Origin of the sequence: Micromonospora sp. WMMC264 (assembly GCF_027497275.1) — a bacterium.
GTDB classification, from domain to species: Bacteria; Actinomycetota; Actinomycetes; order Mycobacteriales; family Micromonosporaceae; genus Micromonospora; species Micromonospora chalcea.
In genome coordinates, this window is the sequence record NZ_CP114907.1 from 4,941,897 (window position 1) to 4,962,236 (window position 20,340).

The 20,340-nt window shown below is 72.8% G+C and carries 17 protein-coding genes; 6 read left to right on the top strand and 11 right to left on the bottom strand.

Features of this window, described 5'->3' with window-relative positions; translation table 11 throughout:
* Positions 1 to 43: 43 nt before the first annotated feature.
* Positions 44 to 322 carry a hypothetical protein gene (locus O7542_RS21485; protein WP_113972020.1) on the bottom strand — a complete coding sequence of 93 codons (279 nt, stop codon included), beginning with the start codon at positions 320 to 322 and terminating at the stop codon, positions 44 to 46.
* Positions 323 to 410: 88 nt separating this feature from the next.
* Here O7542_RS21485 and O7542_RS21490 point away from each other — a divergent pair, with 88 nt between their 5' ends.
* Entirely contained in the window at positions 411 to 599 is a 189-nt protein-coding gene (locus tag O7542_RS21490) for a hypothetical protein (RefSeq protein ID WP_176921700.1), read from the top strand.
* Positions 600 to 697: 98 nt separating this feature from the next.
* On the opposite strand, the gene O7542_RS21495 is transcribed toward O7542_RS21490, so the two are convergent.
* From O7542_RS21495 to eno, 5 genes are read right to left on the bottom strand one after another with little or no spacing between them, the layout of a single operon-like run.
* Complete coding sequence (locus tag O7542_RS21495) at positions 698 to 1,627, bottom strand: Ppx/GppA phosphatase family protein (RefSeq protein ID WP_166457289.1); 930 nt, start codon at positions 1,625 to 1,627, stop codon at positions 698 to 700.
* 46 nt (positions 1,628 to 1,673) lie between these two features.
* Positions 1,674 to 2,183 carry an amino-acid N-acetyltransferase gene (locus tag O7542_RS21500; protein WP_043326570.1) on the bottom strand — a complete coding sequence of 170 codons (510 nt, stop codon included), beginning with the start codon at positions 2,181 to 2,183 and terminating at the stop codon, positions 1,674 to 1,676.
* A gap of 1 nt (position 2,184) precedes the next feature.
* Entirely contained in the window at positions 2,185 to 2,739 is a 555-nt protein-coding gene (locus O7542_RS21505; protein WP_064447681.1) for a DUF501 domain-containing protein, read from the bottom strand.
* Positions 2,740 to 2,762: 23 nt separating this feature from the next.
* A complete protein-coding gene (locus O7542_RS21510; RefSeq protein WP_043330639.1) occupies positions 2,763 to 3,398 on the bottom strand; it encodes a septum formation initiator family protein in 636 nt (211 codons plus the stop codon).
* A 28-nt stretch (positions 3,399 to 3,426) separates the two neighbouring features.
* Positions 3,427 to 4,710, bottom strand: a complete 1,284-nt coding sequence (gene eno, locus O7542_RS21515; RefSeq protein ID WP_064447680.1) for a phosphopyruvate hydratase — start codon at positions 4,708 to 4,710, stop codon at positions 3,427 to 3,429.
* Positions 4,711 to 4,923: 213 nt separating this feature from the next.
* On the opposite strand from eno, the gene O7542_RS21520 reads away from it, so the two are divergent.
* Complete coding sequence (locus O7542_RS21520; protein ID WP_064447679.1) at positions 4,924 to 5,616, top strand: hypothetical protein; 693 nt, start codon at positions 4,924 to 4,926, stop codon at positions 5,614 to 5,616.
* Positions 5,613 to 6,452: an NUDIX domain-containing protein gene (locus O7542_RS21525; protein ID WP_166457230.1), complete on the top strand. Its 840-nt coding sequence runs from the start codon at positions 5,613 to 5,615 to the stop codon at positions 6,450 to 6,452. Before O7542_RS21520 ends, O7542_RS21525 begins: the two co-directional genes overlap by 4 nt.
* Before the next feature lie 4 nt (positions 6,453 to 6,456).
* Here the strand turns inward: O7542_RS21525 and O7542_RS21530 are convergent, their stop codons facing one another.
* The 4 genes from O7542_RS21530 to mfd form a co-directional block, all read right to left on the bottom strand.
* Entirely contained in the window at positions 6,457 to 8,076 is a 1,620-nt protein-coding gene (locus O7542_RS21530; RefSeq protein ID WP_166457229.1) for a DUF885 domain-containing protein, read from the bottom strand.
* A gap of 366 nt (positions 8,077 to 8,442) precedes the next feature.
* Positions 8,443 to 9,417 (bottom strand): nucleoside triphosphate pyrophosphohydrolase, encoded by a 975-nt coding sequence (locus O7542_RS21535; protein ID WP_043326583.1) that lies wholly within the window; start codon positions 9,415 to 9,417, stop codon positions 8,443 to 8,445.
* The gene (locus O7542_RS21540; protein ID WP_166457228.1) at positions 9,414 to 10,184 is read right to left on the bottom strand and encodes a SurA N-terminal domain-containing protein; all 771 of its coding nucleotides are present in this window, start codon (positions 10,182 to 10,184) and stop codon (positions 9,414 to 9,416) included. The genes O7542_RS21535 and O7542_RS21540 overlap by 4 nt, the downstream gene beginning before the upstream one ends.
* Positions 10,185 to 10,231: 47 nt before the next feature.
* A complete protein-coding gene (gene mfd / locus O7542_RS21545) occupies positions 10,232 to 13,879 on the bottom strand; it encodes a transcription-repair coupling factor (protein WP_166457227.1) in 3,648 nt (1,215 codons plus the stop codon).
* A gap of 155 nt (positions 13,880 to 14,034) precedes the next feature.
* On the opposite strand from mfd, the gene O7542_RS21550 reads away from it, so the two are divergent.
* Positions 14,035 to 14,943, top strand: coding sequence for a cyclase family protein (locus O7542_RS21550; RefSeq protein WP_043326589.1), 909 nt, complete (start codon positions 14,035 to 14,037; stop codon positions 14,941 to 14,943).
* A gap of 248 nt (positions 14,944 to 15,191) precedes the next feature.
* On the opposite strand, the gene O7542_RS21555 is transcribed toward O7542_RS21550, so the two are convergent.
* Entirely contained in the window at positions 15,192 to 16,232 is a 1,041-nt protein-coding gene (locus O7542_RS21555) for a S66 peptidase family protein (protein ID WP_069087411.1), read from the bottom strand.
* A gap of 85 nt (positions 16,233 to 16,317) precedes the next feature.
* Between O7542_RS21555 and O7542_RS21560 the strand changes: the two genes are divergently transcribed.
* Positions 16,318 to 17,346 (top strand): membrane protein, encoded by a 1,029-nt coding sequence (locus tag O7542_RS21560; RefSeq protein WP_043326592.1) that lies wholly within the window; start codon positions 16,318 to 16,320, stop codon positions 17,344 to 17,346.
* A 123-nt stretch (positions 17,347 to 17,469) separates the two neighbouring features.
* Positions 17,470 to 20,256, top strand: a complete 2,787-nt coding sequence (gene ppc / locus O7542_RS21565) for a phosphoenolpyruvate carboxylase (RefSeq protein ID WP_064447670.1) — start codon at positions 17,470 to 17,472, stop codon at positions 20,254 to 20,256.
* Positions 20,257 to 20,340 lie beyond the last annotated feature (84 nt).

The following is a 20,340-nucleotide window of genomic DNA, read 5'->3' on the forward strand; positions in this document are numbered from 1 at the left end:
GCACAGTAGTGCGCAATACGCACTACCGTCAACGACACAGCACCTACAGGCGGGCGGTCCATCCGATGAAACGGTCGAACAGGTCGGCCGGGTTCGGGTTGGTGCGCAGCAGGTCGGCGGTGGCGTCGAACAGGCAGCCGGCCATGTGGATCGACAGGGCGACGCGGTCACGCCGGTAGTCGAGCAGCAGCAACAGGCGGGCCGGCTGGCACGGCCAGGGGGCCGCGCACACCCGGCACAACCACAACGGCCGCATCGGGACGTGCGGCCGCACGACCCGGCGACCGCGATCGGGTACGGGAGAACAGTTCCCCATGCTCATCCCCCGATCGTGTCGCCTTCTATTGTCAGTGTCAATAGCCTCCGTAGTTGTCGCTGTTCGGCGACGTCGACGCTGCCATCGTCAACGTGTGGAGCTGGTGGGCGTGTCGGAGATCCGGGCGATGCTCGGCAACGTGTCGCGTCAGCGCGCATCCGTGATCGCCAACCAGCGCAACTTCCCGGAGCCGATCGCCGTGCTGGCGATGGGCAAGGTCTGGCGGAAGTCCGACGTCGAGAAGTGGATCAGGGAACACCGCCCCGACCTGGCGACGGACTGACGCCGCCCGCCCCTTCTTGTTGACCAAGGAGTTGGCGGCCCCGGAGGCGTCCGGATCGGACACAAACTCCTTGATCACCGCCGGAAGGGGCCAGAGGGCTAGGCGAGGCTCCAGGCGATGCCGTCGAGGATGTCGTGCTCGGAGGCGACCACCGACGGCATCCCGGCCCGCTCCATGATCACTCGCAGCACCAGCGCGCCCGCGCCGATCACGTCGGCCCGCCCCGGGTGCATCACCGGGTACGCCAGCCGCTGCTCACTGCTCTTGCCGAGCAGGTCGGCGGTCACCTCGGCCACCTGCTCGTACGAGACGCGGGCGTGGTGGATGCGGCTCGGGTCGTACTCCTGGAGCCCTTGCGCCAGCGCGACCACGGTGGTGACCGAACCGGCCAGCCCGACCAGCGTGGCGGCCTCGCGGCCGGGCACGGCGGCGAGCGCGCGGTCGACGGCGGCGGCGATGTCGGCCTCGGCGGCGGCGATCTGTGCCGCGGTCGGCGGGTCGCCGTGCAGGTGGCGTTCGGTCATCCGGACGCAGCCGATGTCCACCGAGATCGCGCCTCGGACGCCGTCGGCGCGGGTGCCGACGACGAACTCGGTCGAGCCGCCGCCGATGTCGACCACCAGGTACGGCGGTTCGGCGTCGGCGGGCAGGCCGCGCACCGCGCCGGTGAACGACAGGCGTGCCTCCTCGTCGCCGGTCACGACCTCGGGCGGTACGCCGAGCGTGCGCTCGACCATCGTCCGGAAGTCGGCGGCGTTGGAGGCGTCCCGGGAGGCCGACGTGGCGCACATGCGGACCCGGTCGGCACCGGACTTCTCGATCTCGGCCGCGTAGTCGGCGAGCGCCACCCGGGTCCGCTCGATGGCCTCCGGGGCGAGCATGCCGGTCTGGTCGACGCCCTGCCCCAGGCGGACGATCTCCATCCGCCGGCTGACGTCCACGAGCGGCGCGGCCTCCCCGTCCGACGCCTCGGGCAGGTCGGCGATCAGCAGTCGGATCGAGTTGGTCCCGCAGTCGATGGCTGCCACACGCGCACTCACGGCGCCCACCCTACGGCAGCCCGCCCGGGGCAGCTCAGAGGCGCAACAGCATGCGGGAGTTGCCCAGGGTGTTGGGCTTGACCCGTTCCAGGTCCAGGAACTCCGCGACACCCTCGTCGTACGAGCGCAGGAGCTGCTCGTAGACCGGCTGCGGCACGGGCGCGCCGTCGATCTCGCGGAAGCCGAACGAGCCGAAGAAGCCGGTCTCGAACGTGAGCACGAAGATCCGGGCGATGCCCAGGTCGCGCGCCGAGTCGATCAGCTCACCGACGATCCGGTGCCCGATCTTGTGGCCCCGGCAGGACGGGTCGACCGCCACCGTCCGGATCTCGGCCAGGTCCTCCCACATCACGTGCAGCGCGCCGCACCCGACCACCGTGCCGTCCGGCGTCACCGCGACCCGGAACTCCTGCACGTCCTCATACAGCGTCACAGTCGCCTTGCTGAGCAGCCGCCGGTCGTCGGTGTAGGTGTCCACCAGCCGCCGGATGCCGCGCACGTCGGCGGTGCGGGCCCGGCGCACAGTGATCTGGTCGGCGCTCATCTCACTCCGCCGGCACGTCCACGCAGGGGCCGGCGGCCCACCACTTCTCCACCAGCGCCAGCGTCTCGTCGCCGAACGGGTTGACCCCCGGCCCGGCGGCGAGCGCGTGCCCCAGGTGCACGTGCAGGCACTTCACCCGCCCCGGCATGCCACCGGCCGAGATGCCGGCGATCTCCGGCACCTCGCCGATCGCCTCCCGGCGGGTCAGGTAGTCCTCGTGCGCCGCCCGGTAGCGCGCGGCCAGCTCCGGATCCTCGGCGAGCCGCTCGGCCATCTCCTTCATCAGCCCGGCCGACTCCAGCCGGCTGCACGCCGCCGTGGCACGCGGGCAGGTCAGGTAGAACAGCGTCGGGAACGGCGTGCCGTCGGCCAGCCGGGGCGTCGTCTCCACCACGTCGGGCAGGCCGCACGGGCACCTGTGGGCCACCGCACGGGTGCCGCGCGGCGGGCGTCCGAGCTGCGCGGCCACCGCGGCCAGGTCGGCCTCGGTGGCCGGCTGGCGTTCCGGCGGGGGTACGGAGTCCGCCGCCGGCTCCTGCGGTGGTACGACGCTCAAGGTTGTGCCTCTCGAATCAAAGCTCACTTGTCCTGGCGCTCGGCGTTCGCCGCCCGCACGCTCGACCACAGGGTGTCGTACCAGGGCTCCGGCGCGGTCGGCGCCCCCGGCTTCGCGTCCTTGCCGGCGTCCTTGGCCGCGCCCTCCGGGTCGGAGAGCACCACCAGCAGCGTCTCGCCCGGCTTGCCCATGAAGAACCGCTCCCGGGCCTGCGTCTTGACGTACTCCGGGTCTTTCCACTTGGCCGCCTCGGCGGTGAGCCGCTCGATCTCGGCCCGCTGGGCGGCCTGCGCGGCCTCCATCCGCTCGATGTCCGCCTGCTGGTCCAGGTAGACCCGGACCGGATAGGTGTACGCCAGCGCGAGCGCGATCAGCACCGCGAACAGCACTGTGGCGCGCCCGGTGAAGCGCCGGGGTTGGGGTGCGGTGAGCCGCTTGACCGGACCACCGGCAGCGGTACGCCGGGCCGCGGCGGGGCGGCTCGCGGAGCGTACGCCGTCGCTGGCCCGGGACGCGCCGGGTGACCGGCCGGCGGCGCGCGTCTCCGCGCGGACGCCGTTGTCGCGGGCCGTGGACCGGACCCGGGCGCCGCCCGTCCGGCCGGGCTGACCCGGCCGACGGGCGGGCCGCTGGCCACCCGGTGTGCGGCGCTGCTGCATCGTCACACCCCTCCCCCGGAGCGCTCGCTCAGGCCGAACGGTAACGCGGGAACGCGCCGGCGCCGGCGTACCGCGCCGCGTCGGCCAGCTCCTCCTCGATCCGCAGGAGCTGGTTGTACTTGGCCACCCGGTCCGAGCGGGCCGGGGCGCCGGTCTTGATCTGCCCGCAGCCGGTGGCGACGGCCAGGTCCGCGATGGTGGTGTCCTCGGTCTCGCCGGAACGGTGGCTCATCATGCACTTGAAGCCGGCCCGGTGAGCCAGGTCGACGGCGTCCAGCGTCTCGGTGAGCGAGCCGATCTGGTTGACCTTGACGAGCACCGCGTTGGCGGCCCGCTCCGCGATGCCCCGGGCGATGCGCTGCGGGTTGGTCACGAACAGGTCGTCGCCGACGATCTGGATCCGGTCGCCGAGCGCGGCGGTCAGGGTGGCCCAGCCGCTCCAGTCGTCCTCGGCCAGCGGGTCCTCGATCGACACGATCGGGTAGTCGCCGGCGAGCTTGGTGTAGTAGTTGCTCATCTCCTCGGCGCTCTTCGCGGTGCCCTCGAACGTGTACGTGCCGTTGTCGAAGAACTCGGTGGCGGCCACGTCGAGCGCGAAGACGATGTCGGTGCCGAGCCGGTAGCCGGCCTTCTCCACCGCCTCGGCGATCAGGTCCAGCGCGGCGGCGTTGGTGGGCAGGTTCGGGGCGAAGCCGCCCTCGTCACCCAGGCCGGTCGACAGGTCCTTCTTCTTCAGCACCGACTTCAGCGCGTGGTAGACCTCGGCGCCCGAGCGCAGCGCGTCCCGGAACGTCGGCGCGCCGATCGGCGCGATCATGAACTCCTGGATGTCGACGTTCGAGTCGGCGTGCGCGCCACCGTTGAGGATGTTCATCATCGGCACCGGGAGCAGGTGCGCGTTCGGGCCGCCCAGGTAGCGGAACAGGCTCAGCTCGGCGCTGCCCGCGGCGGCCTTGGCCACGGCCAGGGAGACGCCGAGGATGGCGTTCGCGCCCAGCTCGCCCTTGTTGTCCGAGCCGTCGATGTCGATCATCTTCTGGTCGATCAGCCGCTGCTCGCTGGCCTCGTAGCCGATGAGCTGGTCGACGATCCGGTCCTCGATGTTGGCGACGGCCTTCTCGACACCCTTGCCCAGGTAGCGGTCCTTGTCACCGTCGCGCAGCTCGACCGCCTCGAAGGCGCCGGTGGAGGCGCCGGACGGCACCGCGGCGCGGGCGATCGTGCCGTCGTCGAGCCCGACCTCGACCTCGACCGTCGGGTTGCCCCGCGAGTCCAGGATCTCCCGGGCGACGATTCCCTCGATGGTTGCCACTGAGTCGCTCCTCGTTTGTGTGGTTCCGGTCCGATATGGGCCGCGACGGTGCGGCTGAGGCAGGTGTTGAACGCAGCGTATCGGTCCCCGCCCCGCCGTACGCCGCTCGGGGCGGCCCCCGAGGCGCTTGCTGAGACGGACATTCCCGGATTACCGGTCGTCAACCGGCAACCGGTTTGCGAGAGGTTGCGTCGATCGACAAGGCTGGGCATCATGCCTGCCGCCTCGACGACTCTCCGCGTGCTCGCCGCCTCGGTCATCGCGTCGCTCTCGGTCACCGGCTGCCAGGCCCTGGACGACGCGGGCGTCGCGCTCGGTCGGGCCGACCTGGTCAACGACCTCGCCGCGCGGATGGACCGGGCGCTGGAGCAGACCTGGGCCGCCGACTACCAGCTCGACGGCGGTCGCACCGCCTCGATCGCGCAGACCAGGAAGCCGCTGCGCTCCACGTACACCTGGCCCGGCGGCAAGATCACGGTGACCCAGGAGTCGGTGACCCGGTGCGCGAGCACCGCCGCCCGCACCTCCTGCACCGTGTCTCCGCCCGTGCTCACCGCCGGAAAGCCCTCGGTGATCGTCTACGACGAGGCACGCAAGCAGGGCCTGGTCACCCCGCCCGCGGTGATCCGGCTGCTCACCGAGGCCGCGCTCGCGCCGGACGCGGTCATCGAGCAGAGCGACACCACGCTGGCCGGGCACCATGCCACCTGCGTGAACGTCACCCACGACGGTGAGCGCTTCAGCACCTGCGTGACGAACGAAGGCGTGCTGGGCAGCTTCTCCGGCACGATCGACGGCAAGCCGGCCGAGGTGACGCTGAGCCGCTACACCGAGAGCGTCGAGGCCGCCGCGTTCGCCGTGCCGGCCGGCGCGGGCGTGGTGGACCGCCGCCCCGCCACGTCGTGACCCCGCCCGACGGCGCCGGGTTCCGGCCCGCCGCCGATCACGGGCGGCCGCCGCAGCCGGGCGACCTGGCGCTGCCGGTCGCCGGCCGGAAACTGCTGACCGGCCCGGACGCCGCGCAGCCGCTGCGCATCGGCGCGCTGCCCGGCGACCTCGCCTGGACACCCGTCGGCACGCTCGACGGCACCCCGGCATGGGCGGCCGAGGTCACCGACCCCGAGTCGCTGCCCGGCCGGTGGCGCGGCTGGCGCGGCCTCGCCGCCGAACTGCCCGCACCCCACGCCGACCTGGCCGGACGGGCGCTCGCCGTGGTCACCTGGCGGCGTACGCACAGGTGGTGCGGGGCGTGCCGGGCCGAACTGTCCGACGTGCCGGGCGAGACCGCGCGGCGCTGCCCGGACTGCGGGCTGACCGTGTTCGTGCCGCTGTCCGTAGCGGTGCTGACCGCGATCACCCGCCCCGGCCCGGCCGGCGCAGCGGGCGAACTCCTGCTGGTCCGGCACGCGCACGGCCCGACCGGTTTGTGGGCGCTCGTCGCCGGGTTCGTCGAGGCCGGCGAGTCGCTGGAGGCGGCGGTGCACCGCGAGGTCGCCGAGGAGGTCGGCCTGACCCTGCGCCGCCCCACGTACGTGGACAGCCAGCCGTGGGCGCTGACCGGACCGGGCACACTGCTCGCCGGGTTCACCGCCGAGGTGACCGACCCGGCCGCAGAACCGGTGGCCGACGGCACGGAGCTGACCGAGGCGCGCTGGTTCCCGGTCGACGCGCTGCCCGCCGAGCTGCCGCCCGCGTACTCCCTGTCGCGCTGGCTGATCGACGCGGTCGCCGCCCGCCGGTGAGCCCTCACACCCCCAGCAGGGTGCGCAGGTGGCGCGGCGGCGGGCAGTCGTACGCCAGCATGGCGTCGTGCCAGTCGCGCACCGGCACGCCGTCCGGACGGGCGGCGGCGATGTCGGCCATCTCGCTGTAGCCGACGAAGTACGTCGACAGCTGCGTGGAGGTGAGCAGCGCCCGCCGCCACTTGCCGGCCGCCTCCCCCTCCTCCTGGAAGCCGCGCCCGGTCATCAGCGCCATCGCCTCGGCCTCGGGCAGGTCGTCGCAGTGCACGAGCTGGTCCAGCAGCGCGTTGATGGTCATCCGCAACTGCATCTTGAGCTGCTGCAACCGCACCGGCAGCCCGCCGAAGCCGAGCCCGGCCATCAGCTCCTCGGTGTAGACCGCCCAGCCCTCGATGAACACGCCCGACTCGGTGAGCGCGCGTACCCGCGTCGGCCCGTCGTAGCGGCGGGCGTGCGCGAGCTGGAGGAAGTGGCCGGGCATCGCCTCGTGCACGGTCAGGTTGCGGATCATGTGGTCGTTGTATTCCCGGTAGAACGACTCGACCCGCTGCGCCGGCCAGTCCGCCGGGGTGGGCGCGATGCAGTAGAACGTCGGCACGTCGGCCGTCTCCAGCGGCCCCGGCGAATCGCAGTAGGCGACCGCCACACCCCGCGCGAACTCCGGCATCTCCTGGATGACACACGGGTCACCGACCATGCTGACCAGGTCGTGGTGGCGCACGAAGTCACTCGCCTCGTCCAGCGTCACCGAGGCGAGGTCGACGATGGTGGCGTCGTCCGGGTGCTCGGCGGCCAGCAGGTCCAGCGCCCGGCGTACCGTCTCGTCGTCGGCCGGGCCACCGACCAGCTCGACGGCCGCCGCGCGGATCTCCTCGGTGACCCGTTCCAGGTTGGCCCAGGCGCGGCGCTGCACCTCGGCGGCGCTCAGCTCGGTGTCGAGCGTGTGCCACAGCCGCGCCTCCCAGCGCCGCCGGCCCAGCCGCGGGTCACGCCCCGGGCCCGCGTCGGCCGCCAGACCCTGCCGCAGCCACGCCACGAACTCCTCCAGCGCGGCGATCGCCTCCGTGGCCGCCGGGCCGACCCGGTCACGCAGCGCCGGCGCCTGGGCGAGCAACGCCGGCACCTCGTCGCGGATCAGCGCCGCCGTGCCGGTGAACTGCCCGACCGCCGTCTCCGCGTGGATGCGCGGCATGTCCCGCAGCGTCGCGCGCGCTGTCGCAAGCGCATCGGGTACGGCCGACAGGCGCCCGGCGAGGCTGGTCAGGCGCTCCTCGGCGGGGGCGAAGGGACGGGCCAGCAGGGCGTGCAGCAGCGGCCCCGGATTGTGGCGCAGCGGATCCCACTCGTGGGCGCGGATCTCGGTGGCCTCGAACAGCCCTCTGTCGATCATGCTGGTGAGCAGCGCGTGGTCGACGCTCTCCGCCACGTCGAGCGCGTCCGGGTCGATCTCGGCGAGCGCGTCCGCCGCGTCCTTCAGCATCGCCTGATCGGCGGCGAGCGCGTCCGCGGACAGATCGGGCAGCCGGTCGTCGTAGCGGTGGTCCCCGGCGGAGGTGGCCAGCCCGGGCCGGCTCTCCAGCAACGCCTCCACGATCCGCTCCGCCAGCGGTACGAACGACTCCATACCCGGCACCCTACCGATCACCCCCGACCCCTTTCCCGACCCAGCTCCCGCCCGCCGGGCCACCCTCCGCGTTGATCAAGGAGTTCGCGTCCCCAGTGGTGCCCGCCGCGACCCCAAACTCCTTGATCACCGACACGGCCCGCCGGGTGGCTGGGCAGATCTTGAGATGCGGTCTACGAGTCTCGGGAAGCGAGAGGGCTCGACTCAACCCCCATCAGCCTGTCCCGCCACCACGCAACCCGACCCGGCAGCCCTCCGCGATCTTGCACTTCCTGCCCGGACGGAAGGGACATTTGCGATGCCCAGTGGGCCGCAAGTGCAAGATCGCGGGGCGGGAGGGCGGGAGGGCGGGAGGGGTGGGCGGGGTCAGGTGGGGCGTTCGGCGGCTCGGACCGCCTCGGCGTACGCCAAGGTGGCACGACGCAGGGCGGCCTCCGGGTCGATGCCGGCCTGCCGGGCGGCGGCGACAGTTGCCAGCAGGCTCGCCCCCAGCCGCGCTTCCGGGTCCACCTGCGACTCGGCCAGCGGGGGCGGTACAGCGAGGCCGACCCGACCGGCGCGGTCCAGGATCTTCGCGGCCAGCGCGAGCGCGGGCTGGCTCAGCGCGATGCCGTCCAGCACCGATTCGCGGGTCTTCTCGGCCCGCTTGATCCGTTCCCAGTTCGCCTCGATCTCCTCGATCGAGCCGGCCGGCTCGCCGGAGAACACGTGCGGGTTGCGCCGCACCATCTTGTCGACGAGCGTTCCGGCCACGTCGTCGACGGTCCAGCTCTTGCCGTCCGGTAGGTCCTCGGCCAGCCGGGCGTGCAGCAGCACCTGGAGCAACACGTCGCCCAGTTCCTCGCGGAGCGCGTCGGTGTCGTCGGCGCTGATCGCGTCGTACGCCTCGTAGCACTCCTCCAGCAGGAACCCGGCCAGGCTGCGGTGGGTCTGCGCCCGCTTCCACGGGTCTCCGCCCGGGGAGGCCAGCCGGTCCATCACCTCGACCGCGTCGAGCAGCCGGGCGCCGGGTGGGTCCCACGAGCCGTACATCAGTTCCAGCTCGGCCAGCCCGGGCTCGCGGGCCAGCCGCAGCCCCAGCTCACGGGCCAGCGTCTCGTCGCCGGCCGGGCCGGCCAGCCACACCGCCCCGCCGTGCGTGGCGGCGGCGTCGAGCAGCGCCTGGGTCGCGCCCTCGGTCACCACGCTCACCTCGGCGCCGGCCGTCCGGACCGCCCGGGTCAGCTCGCTCTCCGCACCGGCGAGGACCGGCGCGGAGCGTACGGCGTCCCAGGCGGCCGAGGTCAGCAGGCCGGCGGGCAGCCGGGGTGAGGTGACGAGCAGGACGATGCGGGCGGTCATGCGGTTCCGGGAGCCGGCGAACCACCGGCCGGTGCCTCCGGCGTCGAGATGTCGGTGACCGGGCCGTCCTGGCTGACGTAGGGCAGCGAGTAGAAGACGAGCGACTGGCCGGTGTTGACGAGCGACGGCACGGCGCTCACGCCGAACCGGGGGTTGACGCTGACGTCCACCTTCTCGGCCTGCTGCTGCAGCGCGTTGCTGAGCGCGGTGGCGCTGCGCACGAACCCGGCCTCGCCGAACGCCTGCCGGACCTGGTCGACGGTCAGGCCCGGCTGGATCGCCCCGGTCTTCTCGATGGCGCGGTAGACGGCCATCAGGGACTCGTCGCTGAGGTCGGCCGGGGGCAGGCTCTGCTGGAGGGTGGCGGAGAGGTCCACCCACTCGCCCCACAGCTTCGTGTACTCGGTGGTCGCCGGCATCCGCAGCGGCTGCTGAAGCTGCTCCGGGGACACCTCGTCGGTGACCTGGAGGCCCTTCTCGGCCGCGACGCGCTTGCCGAGGTCGAGCGCGACGAGCAGGTTCAGCACGTCCTGCCGGGTCACCGGGGACCGCAGCTCCTCCGGCGAGGGCGTCTGCGGCGCCTGGTTCCGGACGGCGTCCGCGTACTGCCGCTGCGCGTCGTCGTAGATCGCATCGACCCGCTCGACGGAGTAACGGGTGTCTCCGACGTAGGCGGCGACGTCCGGGGCGGACCGGCCACAGGCGGCGAGAGAGAGCGCGGCAAGGGCCGCGACGCTGACGGCGACGAGGGAACGACGTGCACGCATGTGGCTCACTCTCTCACGCCCCGTACCGGCCTGTGACTCCACCCACCTCATCGCGCACCCGCCGGGACCGCACGAGCCAGCTCCTCGGGCTTGCCCAGGACATCCGCCAGGAGCTGCTCGCACCACTCCAGCAACGCCTGGTCGCGCAGCGGCTCGCCGCCGATCCGCCGGGTGCTGGGCCGGGGCACGCTGACCTGGTCGAGCGCCTGCTTGTAGACCGAGTCCGGGTGGTAGCGCTTGAGCCGCATCTGCTTCGAGTCGGGCAGCGGCAGCGGGCCGAACCGGATGTGCTTGCCCTGCATCGACACGTCGGTGAGCCCGTAGCGGCGGGCCAGCAGCCGGAACCGTGCCACCGCGACCAGGTTCTGCACCGGCGCGGGCGGCTCGCCGTACCTGTCGGTCATCTCGGCGACCACCTCGCGCAGCCGCTCGGCGTCGCGGGCCTCGGCGAGCTTGCGGTACATCTCCAGGCGCAGCCGCTCCACTCCGACGTAGTCGTGCGGCAGGTGCGCGTCGATCGGCAGGTCGACCTTGACCTCCGTCTCCTCCTCGGTGCTCTCGCCCTTGAACGCGGACACCGCCTCGCCGACCATCCGGACGTACAGGTCGAAGCCGACGCCCTCGATGTGGCCGGACTGCTCGCCGCCGAGCAAATTGCCGGCGCCGCGGATCTCCAGGTCCTTCATCGCCACGTACATGCCCGCGCCGAGTTCGGTGTGCTGGGCGATGGTGGCCAGCCGCTCGTGCGCGTTCTCGGTGAGCGGCTTCTCCGGCGGGTAGAGGAAGTACGCGTACGCCCGCTCGCGGCCCCGGCCGACCCGGCCGCGGATCTGGTGCAGCTGGGCCAGGCCGAGCAGGTCGGCCCGCTCCACGATGAGCGTGTTGGCGTTCGGGATGTCGATGCCGGACTCGACGATGGTGGTGCAGACCAGGACGTCGAACTCCTTCTCCCAGAAGCCGACCATCACCTTCTCCAGCGCCTCCTCGCCCATCTGGCCGTGCGCCACCGCGACCCGGGCCTCCGGCACCAGCTCCCGCAACTTGCGGGCCGTCTTCTCGATCGACTCGACCCGGTTGTGCAGGTAGAAGACCTGACCGTCGCGGAGCAGCTCGCGGTGGATGGAGGCGGCCACCTGCCGGTCGTCGTACGCGCCGACGAACGTGAGCACCGGGTGCCGCTCCTCCGGCGGGGTGGCGATGGTGGACATCTCCCGGATGCCGGTGATCGCCATCTCCAGCGTGCGCGGGATCGGGGTGGCCGACATGGCGAGCACGTCGACCGAGGCGCGCAGCGTCTTCAGGTGCTCCTTGTGCTCGACGCCGAACCGCTGCTCCTCGTCGATGATCACAAGGCCCAACTGCTTGAACCGGGTGGACGCCTGGAGCAGCCGGTGGGTGCCGATGACGATGTCGACGGTGCCGGCGGCGACCATCTCCAGCGTCTGCTCGGTCTCCTTCGGCGTCTGGAACCGGGACAGCTGCCGGATCGAGACGGGGAACTGGCTCATCCGCTCGGCGAACGTATTGTAGTGCTGCTGCACCAGCAGCGTGGTCGGCACCAGCACCGCCACCTGCTTGCCGTCCTGCACCGCCTTGAACGCCGCCCGTACCGCGATCTCGGTCTTGCCGTAGCCGACGTCGCCGCAGATCAGCCGGTCCATCGGGACGGTTTGTTCCATGTCCCGCTTGACCTCCTCGATGGCGGCCAGCTGGTCCGGCGTCTCCTGCCAGGGGAAGGCGTCCTCCAGCTCCCGCTGCCACGGGGTGTCGGGGGCGAAGTTGTGCCCCTTGGACGCCTTGCGCGCGGCGTAGAGCTGGATGAGCTGCGCGGCGATCTCGCGGACCGCCTTGCGCGCCCGCGCCTTGGACTTCTGCCAGTCCGAGCCGCCCATCTTGTGCAGCGTGGGCTGCTCGCCGCCGACGTAGCGGGAGAGCTGATCGAGCTGGTCGGTCGGGACGAAGAGGCGGTCGCCGGGCTGGCCGCGCTTGCTCGGCGCGTACTCGATGACCAGGTATTCGCGGCTGGCGCCGTTGACCGTGCGCTGCACCAGCTCGACGTACCGGCCGATGCCGTGCTGCTCGTGCACCACGAAGTCGCCGGCCTTCAGCTCCAGCGGGTCGATGGTGTTGCGCCGCCGGCTGGGCATCTTGCGCATGTCGCGGGTGGAGGTGCCCCGGCCGCCGGTGACGTCGTTGCCGGTGAGCAGCACGAACTTCGACGCCTCGTCGACGAAGCCGGCGGTCAGGCAGCCGCACGACACGAGCAGCTCGCCCGGTGCGGGCGCGGTGGGCACCTCCTCGGTGAGCCGGGCGCCGAGACCGGCGTCGCGGAGCACCTCGACGGCCCGCTGGGCGGGGCCGTGCCCCTCGAAGACCAGCGCGATCGACCAGCCCTCGCCGGCCCAGCGCTTCAGGTCCTCGACCACCCGGGCCGTCTCGCCGTGGTAGAGCGGGGCCGGCTGGGCGGCCAGGCTCACCGCGATGGCGTCGTCGGGGGTGACGTCGACCTCGGCCGGCGCGTCCTCCCAGGGCTGCCGGGCCGGTGCCGCGTCCGCCTCGACCAGGCCGAACGGCGCGAGCGTCCACCAGGGCTGGCGCAGGGCGCGGGCTGCCGTGCGTACCTCGGCCAGGGTCTTGAAGGCGGCGGCGCCGAGGTCGACCGGGGCCTGGCCGCCGACGGCGGCTGCGGCCCAGCTGGCCTGGAGGAACTCCTCCGAGGTACGGACCAGGTCGTGCGCGCGGGTGCGGATGCGCTCGGGGTCGCAGAGGAGTACGTGGGTGCCGGCCGGCATGCAGTCGACGAGCAGTTCCAGCGCGTCGGCGCCGATCAGCACCGGCGCGAGGGACTCCATGCCCTCCACCGGGATGCCCTCGGCGAGCTTGTCCAGGATCTCGGCCAGCTCGGGGTGCTCGGCTGCGAGCGCGGCGGCCCGCTCCCGCACGTCCGGGGTGAGCAGCAGCTCGCGGCACGGCGGCGCCCACATCTGCGCGACGCCCTCGATGGTGCGCTGGTCGGCGACCGCGAACGTGCGGATCTCCTCCACCTCGTCGCCCCAGAACTCGACCCGGGACGGGTGCTCGTCGGTGGGCGGGAAGACGTCCAGGATGCCGCCGCGTACGGCGAACTCGCCGCGCTTGGTGACCAGGTCGACCCGGGCGTACGCCATGTCGGTGAGCCGGCGGGCGACCTCTTCCAGGTCGGCCTCGTCACCGGCGGCGAGCTGGACGGGTTCCAGGTCGCCGAGGCCCTTGAGCTGCGGCTGGAGCAGCGACCGGACCGGCGCGACCACGACCCGCAGCGGCCCGGTGCGGCCGTGCGCGTCGGCGGCCTCCGGGTGGGCGAGGCGGCGCAGCACGGCGAGGCGCCGCCCGACCGTGTCGGAGCGGGGCGACAGGCGCTCGTGCGGCAGCGTCTCCCAGGACGGGAAGACCGCCACCTGCTCCGGCGGCAGCAGGCTGCCCAGCGCGGAGGCCAGGTCGTCGGCCTCCCGGGTGGTGGCGGTGACCGCGAGCACGGGACGGCCCGCGCCGCCGGCCGGCTCGTCGGCGGCGACCGCTGCCACCGCGAACGGGCGCAACGCGGCGGGGGCGGTGAGGTCGAGCCCGTCGACCTGCGCGGCACCGGAGCGCGCCAGGTCACGCGCCCGGGCCAGCCCCGGGTCGGCCAGGGCGGCGGAGAAGAGTCCGGTGAGCATCAGTGATCACTTCCAGCGGATCGACACACGACGACGACCCCGCGTCCAGCCGGACGGGGGGTGCACCGTTCGAGCCTATCCCCCTCCACCGACGATCCGGGCCCGCCCGATCTTCGATCTTGACCGGCCGTGACCGGGCGTGGTGCGGTGGGCGGATGGTCGAGTATCGGGCGGTCTTCGACGCCCAGGTGGATTTCGCAAACGGTGGTGGCCTGCGCACGGACGGGTTCCGGTTGGACGTGCCGCACCCGGACGTCACCGACGACGAGGTGGCCGCTCTGCTGGTCCGGCACCTCGGGCTGCTCATGGTCGGCGAGGTGCGGATCACCAACCGGACCGTCGTCGAGGAGCCGCACAAGGGCGGACGGGGCCTCGATGTGCCGGCCTCGGGTGGGCGGAAGCTCGTCGAACTGAGTCACGTGATCGCCGAAGGGCTGGTCACGCTGCCCGGCTGGCCCGGCCCGGCGATCAGCGACTGGCTGACCCGGGAGGAGTCCCGGAATCGGTACGCGCCGGGCGTCGAGTTCCACGTCGCCCGGATCGACATGATCGCCAACACCGGCACGTACGTGGACACGCCGTCGCACCGCTTCGCCGACGGCCCGGACCTGACCGGGGTGCCGCTGGACCGCCTCGCCGACCTGCCCGGCCTGGTGGTACGCGTGCCCGCCGGTACCCGGGCGGTGGACCGGCTGATGCTCGCCCCGTACGACGTGGCCGGGTGCGCGGTGCTGCTGCACACCGGCTGGGACGCGCACTTCGGCACCGACAGGTACGCCGCGCCGGAGGCGCCCTTCCTGACCGGTGACGGCGCGCAATGGCTGGCCGAGGCGGGCGCGGCGCTGGTCGGCATCGACTCGATCAACATCGACGACATGACTCCGGCGGCAGCGGGTCAGCGCCCGGCGCACACCGGTCTGCTGGCCGCCGGGGTGCCGATCGTGGAGCACCTGACCGGCCTGGACGCGCTGCCGCCGACCGGCTTCCGGTTCACCGCCGCCCCGCCACGGGTCGCCGGCATGGGCACGTTCCCGGTCCGCGCCTTCGCCGTCGTGGCCGCCTGACCCAGCCGAGATGGCGGCCCACCGCTCTCCGACACCCACCGCTCGCCTCGCCGAGGCGCAGTAGATCTCTGCGCCCACCCGACCGCTGCCAGCAGCGAGTGGAACGGCACGGGTGTCAAGACGGGCCCAAGACACCCACGGCGTTCCACTGACCGGCACTTCCATCCGTGAGTGGAACGGCGTGGGTGTCAAACGGGGACGTAGACACCCATGGCCGGGCGGCGGGCGGCGGGTGTGTTCGTGCGAGGTCAGTAGCGGACGGCGATCCGTCGCTCCACCGCGTCCACGCGGATCTCGCCGCCGTACGGGATGATCAGCTGCGGGTCGGTGTGGCCCAGGTCGACGTCGAAGACCACCACCGGGTCGCCCGCGTAGGGGGCAAGAGCCGACAGGATCGCCGCCCGCTGGTCGGCGGCCCAGGCCAGCCGCTCCGCGACCGTGTGGGGCCGGTCGAAGTCCCACGCCTTGGGCCGGCCCACCACGATCGCCGGGAAGCCGGCGAGCAACCCGCGCTCGCCCAGGTTCCGCACGATCCGGAAGACCTCCTGCGCGGACGGCATCTCCTCCGAGGTCTCCAGCACCAGCACCGAGCCGGCCAGGTCGGCCGCGCGCGGAACGCGGTCGGTCGCCATCAGCCAGTGCAGGATCTCCAGATTGCCGCCCCACGTGCGGCCCTGCACCACCTCGGCCGGGCCGTGCCAGCGCCAGCCCTCGGACGGGTACATCGGCGGCTCCTCGGCCAGGGTGGCCGGGTCGCGCCAGTCGCACGGCTCGTCGCCCCACTCGGGGGCGGCGGTCAGCTCGTACCAGCCGGAGGTGAACAGCGCGGCGCGCAGCGAGTCGAGTGTCAGCGGGTGCGGCTTGCCGGAGCGCCCGAGGTGCACCAGCACGGACCCGCCGTGGTAGCCGACGAGATCCAGCCGGTAGAGGTGGTTGAGCACGTTGGTGTTGTCCGAGTAGCCGAAGTACGGCTTCGGGTTGGCCCACAGCTCCTCGTCGTTCAGGTACGGGGTGACAGTGATCAGGTCGTCCCCGCCGACGGTGGCCAGCACGGCGGTGATCGTCGGGTCGGTGAACGCGGCCATCAGGTCACGTGCCCGGTCGCGCGGGTCGGCGCCCATGACGCGGGTGGTCGGGTACTCCACCGGTTCCAGCCCCAGCTCGTCGCGGAGCCGGCGCAGCCCCAGCTCGTACACGTGGGGGAAGAGACCCGGCAGGCCGGCGGAGGGTGAGACGACCGCGACGCGGTCGCCCGGCTTCGGTTTGGGGGGATAGACGGGTGCCTGCATGGCCCGACGCTATCGGCCCGGACCAGCGGATTTCGCCCTGACAAAACCGCCTCAGCCAGGCAAATGCCGCCAATAGGCTGAGCGCGTGGACGACGAGCCGGAACTGCGTACCCGGGACTGGCTGCCGCGCACGGCGGCGCTGATCCTCGGCACCCTGGCGCTGGCCAGCGCGTTCATCGCCGCCTACGTCGGCGCGCTGCACAAGCCCGACCCGCGCGACATCCCGGTCGCCGTCGTCACCGGCGACCAGCAGGCCCAGGCCGTGATGTCCGCCGTCCGCGCCCGCACCGACACGATCAAACCCGTCGGGTACGACAGCCGCGGCGCCGCCCAGGACGGCCTCACCGACAGATCGGTGTACGCGGTGCTCAGCTCCGCCCCGGACGGCGGCCTGACGCTCGCCACCGCCAGCGCCGGAGCGCCCGCCGCCACCGAACTCGTCACCGACGTGTTCACCGAGGCGGCCCGGCAGGCCGGGGTGCCGCTTCAGGTCACCGACGACGTGCCGGTCTCCGGCGACGACCCGCGCGGCCTGGTCCCGTTCTACCTGGCCGTCGGCGTGGTGCTGGGCGGCTACCTGGCGTCCACGGCGCTCGGCATCTCACTCGGCACCAGCCCCCGCGACCTGCGCCGGGCCGGGCTGCGGATCGCCACGCTCGCGGTGCACGCGATCCTGCTCGGCGTCATCGGGGCGATCCTGGTCGGACCGGTGCTCGGCGTGTTCGCCGGTCACGTGGCGGCGGTGGCGGTGGTCGGTGCGCTCGCCGCGTTCGCGGCCGGGATGGTCGCCGCCGCCGTCCAGGGCTGGCTCGGACTGCTCGGCACCGGCATCGTGATCCTGCTGCTCGTGGTGCTCGGCAACCCCGGGTCCGGCGGCATCTACGCGCCCGAGTTCCTGCCGCCGCTCCTGCGCGGCATGCACCGCTGGAACGTTCCAGGCCTCGCCACCGACCTGTTCAAGTCGGCCATCTACTTCGACTGGCGCGGCGGCGGCTGGGCGCTGACCGGCCTGCTGATCTGGGTCGTCGCCGGCCTGGCCGGGCTGCTCACCGCGACCATGTTCCGCGCCCGACGGCGCCCGGCGCCGGGCCGGCACGCCGTCGACCGGGGCTGACCGGCGGGCCGTCCCAGAGTGCAGATCATCACGCGGTCCCCCTCCTGTCCCCCGGGGGTACGCGGATACGATCCAGGGGAGTCGGACAGCGCTGTCCTTCGTCCTCGCGTAAGGAGCGCAACCGTGACCGACCAGCACGACCACGACGGCCCCGACGCCGCTCTCCGGGCCGACATCCGCCGCCTCGGCACGCTGCTCGGGCAGACCCTCGCCCGGCAGGAGGGCCGCCCGCTGCTCGACCTGGTCGAGGAGATCCGCGCCCAGGTCCGCTCCGACGCGCCGGCCGCCGCCCAGCGCCTCGCCGGGCTCGACGTCACCACCGGCACGAAGCTCGCCCGTGCCTTCTCCACCTACTTCCACCTGGCGAACATCACCGAGCAGGTACACCGCGCCCGGGACCTGCGCCGCCGCCGCGCCACCGACGGAGGCTGGCTGGACCAGGCCGCCAAGATGATCGCCGAGCGGGGCGTACCGGCCGAGGAGATCGCCGCCGCGGCCCGCCGGCTGGCCGTACGCCCGGTCTTCACCGCGCACCCGACCGAGGCGGCCCGCCGGTCCATCCTGTCCAAGCTGCGCGCGGTCGCCGACGAGCTGGACACCGAGACCGCGAACGCGATCCTGTACGGCGCCAGCGACGAGGGCCCGGCGAACCGCCGCCTGGCCGAACTGCTCGACCTGATGTGGCAGACCGACGAGCTGCGGCTGGACCGGCCGGACCCGACCGACGAGGCGCGCAACGCGATCTACTACCTGCGCGACCTGTACGCCGAGGCCGCGCCGCAGGTCCTCGACGACCTCGCCGACACGCTGCGCACGCTCGGCGTGGAGACGTCACCGACGTCCCGCCCGCTGAGCTTCGGCACCTGGATCGGCGGCGACCGCGACGGCAACCCGTTCGTCACGCCGGTGGTCACCCGCGAGGTGCTGCGCATCCAGCACGAGCACGGCATCGCCGCCACCGAGAAGGCGATGGACGAGCTGATCACCGAGGTCAGCGTGTCCCGGCGGCTGCGCGCGGTGTCGCTCGACCTGTCCGCCAGCCTGGCCAAGGACCTGGACGCGCTGCCCGAGGTGGCGCCCCGGTTCCGCCGGGTCAACGCGGAGGAGCCGTACCGGCTCAAGGCGCGGTGCGTGAAGGCGAAGCTCGCCAACACCCGGGAGCGGCTGCGCGCCGACACCCCGCACGTGCCGGGGCGCGACTACCGGGGCTCGGCCGAGCTGATCGCCGACCTGGAGCTGCTGCGCGCGTCGCTGGCCCGCAACTCCGGCCAGCTCACCGCCGTCGGGCGGCTCGCCTCGACCATCCGTACGGTGTCCGCGTTCGGGCTACACCTGGCCACCATGGACATCCGGGAGCACGCGGAGAAGCACCACGAGGTGCTGGCCCAGCTCTACGAGGCCGTCGGCGAGGTGTCCGACTACCCGGCGCTGACCCGGCTGGAGCGCACCAAGCTGCTCGCCGACGAGCTGACCGGCCGCCGGCCGCTCTCCACCCAGGACAGCCCGCTCACCGAGTCGGCCCGCAAGACGTTCGACGTGTTCGCGGCCATCCGCGAGGCGCAGGACCGGTTCGGCCCCGAGGTGATCGAGTCGTACATCATCTCGATGACGCTCGGCGTGGACGACGTGCTCGCCGCCGTGGTGCTGGCCCGCGAGGCGGGCCTGGTGGACGTGCACTCCGGCCGTGCCCGCATCGGCATCGTGCCGCTGCTGGAGACCCCGGCCGAGCTGAACGCCGGCGGCGAGCTGCTGGACGAGCTGCTGTCGCTGCCCGCGTACCGGGCGCTCGTGGCGGCCCGGGGCGACGTGCAGGAGGTGATGCTCGGCTACTCCGACTCCAACAAGGAGGCGGGCATCACCACCAGCCAGTGGTCCATCCACCGGGCGCAGCGCGCGCTGCGGGACGTGGCCGCGCGGCACGGCGTACACCTGCGGTTGTTCCACGGCCGGGGCGGCACCGTCGGCCGTGGCGGCGGTCCCACGCACGACGCGATCCTGGCCCAGCCGTACGGCACGCTGGACGGCGCGATCAAGGTGACCGAGCAGGGCGAGGTCATCTCCGACAAGTACACGCTGCCGGCGCTGGCCCGGGAGAACCTGGAGCTGACTGTCGCGGCGGTGCTTCAGGCGACGCTGCTGCACACCGCGCCCCGGCAGCCGGCCGAGATGCTGGAGCGCTGGGACGCGGCCATGGACGTGGTGTCCGAGTCGGCGTTCCGGTCGTACCGGTCGCTGGTCGAGGACCCGGACCTGCCCGCGTACTTCTGGGCCTCCACGCCGACCGAGCTGCTCGGCGCGCTGAACATCGGCTCCCGGCCGGCGAAGCGCCCGAACACCGGCGCCGGCCTGTCCGGCCTGCGGGCCATCCCGTGGGTGTTCGGCTGGACGCAGACCCGGCAGATCGTGCCGGGCTGGTTCGGCGTGGGCTCCGGGCTGGCCGCCGCGCGGGCGGCCGGGCTGGCCGACGTGCTCGCCGAGATGAACCGGAACTGGCACTTCTTCCGCACGTTCCTGTCGAACGTCGAGATGATGCTGACCAAGACCGACCTGACCATCGCCCGGCGGTACGTGGAGACGCTGGTGCCGAAGAAGCTGCACCCGATCTTCGACAAGATCGAGCAGGAGTACGAGCTGACCAAGCAGGAGGTGCTGGCCGTCACCGGCTCACCGGCGCTGCTGGAGAACTCCCCCGTGCTGCAGCGCACGCTCGCCGTGCGGGACACCTACCTGGAGCCGCTGCACCACCTCCAGGTGGCGTTGCTGCGGCAGTACCGCGAATCAGGTGCGGCCGGGCGGGCGGTGGCGACCGCGCCGGGTGGGCGGCGTGCCCCGAACGACGGTACGGCGCTGGAGCGGGCGCTGCTGACCACCGTCAACGGCATCGCCGCCGGCATGCGCAACACCGGCTGAGGTGTAAGGAAGGGCCCCCTCTTAACGCCTCGTGCATAAGAGGGGGCCCTTCTTAACGCCTGCGCGCGGCGCGTCGCGAGCAGC